Source organism: Fundidesulfovibrio magnetotacticus (genome assembly GCF_013019105.1).
GTDB lineage: Bacteria > Desulfobacterota > Desulfovibrionia > Desulfovibrionales > Desulfovibrionaceae > Fundidesulfovibrio > Fundidesulfovibrio magnetotacticus.
This window is the reverse complement of record NZ_BLTE01000054.1, coordinates 1-526: the sequence shown is the minus strand read 5'-3', so window position 1 is coordinate 526 and position 526 is coordinate 1. Positions and strand designations below refer to the sequence as shown.

The 526-nt window shown below is 64.3% G+C and carries 1 protein-coding gene; it reads left to right on the top strand.

The features are described 5' to 3' along the window. Nucleotides 1-14: 14 nt before the first annotated feature. A partial coding sequence (locus NNJEOMEG_RS20270) for a sodium:proton antiporter (RefSeq protein ID WP_235957054.1) occupies nucleotides 15-526 on the top strand: 512 nt, incomplete at its 3' end.

The window sequence follows — 526 nt, the reverse complement described above, 5'->3', positions numbered from 1 at the left end:
TCATGGTGAACATCATGACCAAGACCGGGGTGTTCCAGTACGTGGCCATCAAGAGCGCCAAGCTCGCCAAGGGCGACCCCTTCCGCGTCATGGTCATCTTCGCGGTGGTCACGGCCGTGGCCTCGGCGCTGCTGGACAACGTGACCACCGTGCTGTTGCTGGCCCCGGTGACGCTGCTCATCGCCCGCGAGCTGGAGGTGGACCCCGTGCCCTTCCTGATCACCGAGGCCCTGGCCTCCAACATCGGCGGCACGGCCACCCTCATCGGAGACCCGCCCAACATCATGATCGCCTCCAAGGCCGGGCTGGCCTTCATGGATTTCATCGTGCACCTGGCCCCGGTTGTGGCGCTGCTCATGGCGGTCTGGCTGGTGTTCTGGAAGGTGGTTTTCGGCAAACGCCTGCACGTGCGCGAGGAGCTCAAGGCCCGCATCATGGCCATGGACGAGACGGTGCTCATCAAGGACATGCCGCTTTTGCGCAAGTCCGGGACCATCATGGGGCTCACCATCCTGGGCTTCGTGCT